Origin of the sequence: Actinomadura geliboluensis (assembly GCF_005889745.1) — a bacterium.
Lineage (GTDB): Bacteria > Actinomycetota > Actinomycetes > Streptosporangiales > Streptosporangiaceae > Spirillospora > Spirillospora geliboluensis.
Genome location: NZ_VCKZ01000734.1, coordinates 1 through 1401 on the forward strand (window position 1 = coordinate 1; position 1401 = coordinate 1401).

Sequence of the window (1401 nt, forward strand, 5' to 3'; positions counted from 1 at the left end):
GTGGTGGGGGTGAAGCGGTTCCGGCGTTTGCCGCTGGTTTCGGCGAGCGCGGTCCAGATGGCGGGGTCGGTGACCCATCCGGCGGGCAGGCCCATGAGCCACTCGACGAACGGAGGGCTCAGGCGGGGTCGTCCGTCGCGTCCAGGCTCAGTTGGAGCTGGCGCGGGCCGTCCGAGGATGCGGGCCCACCGGTCGATGGCGGGGGCGTAGGCGCCCCAGTCGAGCGCCGGGCCGCGTCCGTGAGCGTGGTCCCGTGTCCCCATGCCGGGTTGGTCCCGCTGGAGGACTTGGCGTCCGTGGCGGTCGGTGTGGGCAGCAGCAGCACCGCCGAGGGCAGCATCAGGTCCCCGGAGCTGCCGCGCTGGTTCGGGCCGCCCTTGGTGCCGTCGGTCGCGCGCGGGGTCGGCAGCAGGCTGCACACCTCGGCGGCCAGGTTCAGGCCGTGCGTGCCCGCCTCCTGCGACGGGGTGCGGCGCGTCTGCCGGTTCTCGCTCACCGATGCCCGCGGGGTGGGCAGCAGCTCCACCACCGCCGGGAGCCCGTCGCTGTAGCCGCGGCCCTTGCAGTCGCGGGCGCGGGGCGTCGGCAGGCCAGGCCAGCAGGAACCACCGCCACCGCTGGTGCGCGGCGCCAGCGTCCGATGCTCGGACACACGTCCATTCCGCATCGAACCCGAGGCGGGCAAGGTCGGAGAGGACACGATCGAGCCCCGGTCGTCGAGCAACGATGGCGCGCACGTTCTCCAGCACGACGAGCCGGGGTCGTAGTACACCGAGGGCGGCGGCGATGACGAGCCAGAGGCCACTTTGGGTTCCTTCCGTGATCCCGGCGCCGGTGCCGGCGAGGGAGAGGTCCGTGCAGGGGAACCCGGCGGCCACCACATCGACGGGCGGCACGGTCGTCCAGTCCACGGCGGTGATGTCGCCGAGGTTGGGCACGCCGGGCCAGTGGTGGGCCAGGATCGCGGCGGCGCCCGGGTCGGGGTCGGCGACCCATGCGGTTTCGACGTCCAGGACGGCGGACACGGCCAGGTCCAGCCCGCCGTACCCGGTGCACATCGACCCCAGGGACAGTGCGGTGTGCATGGTCATGCGGCGTCCTCGGGCAGGATGATCAGGCCCTCGGGCGTGAGCACGAACTCGTGGCCGTGCTCGCACGTCCACAGGTCGCCGAGGGCGTCGGGGGCCAGCGCGGCCCAGCACGTGACCTCGGTGCGGCAGTACGGGCAGTCGGGGCCGTCCAGCACGGGCCAGTGGTGGGCGGGGATGGTCCAGTCGTGCCGGCAGGCGCGGCACTGCCAGGCGGTGACGTGGTCGCCGGCGGCGGTGGTGGCGGGGCCGATGAACACTACGTCGGCGGGGCGGTCGCACAGCGGGCAGTCGGGGCCGGTCAGGATCGGCC

2 protein-coding genes are annotated in these 1401 nt (G+C 73.9%); both read right to left on the bottom strand.

Features of this window, described 5'->3' with window-relative positions; genetic code table 11:
* Positions 1 to 1091: DNA cytosine methyltransferase (locus tag ETD96_RS48375; protein ID WP_205719769.1), on the bottom strand; the 1091-nt coding region annotated here is incomplete at its 3' end.
* Positions 1088 to 1401 (bottom strand): hypothetical protein (locus tag ETD96_RS45640; protein ID WP_205719770.1); only part of this gene is annotated, 314 nt, incomplete at its 5' end. The genes ETD96_RS45640 and ETD96_RS48375, both read right to left, overlap by 4 nt.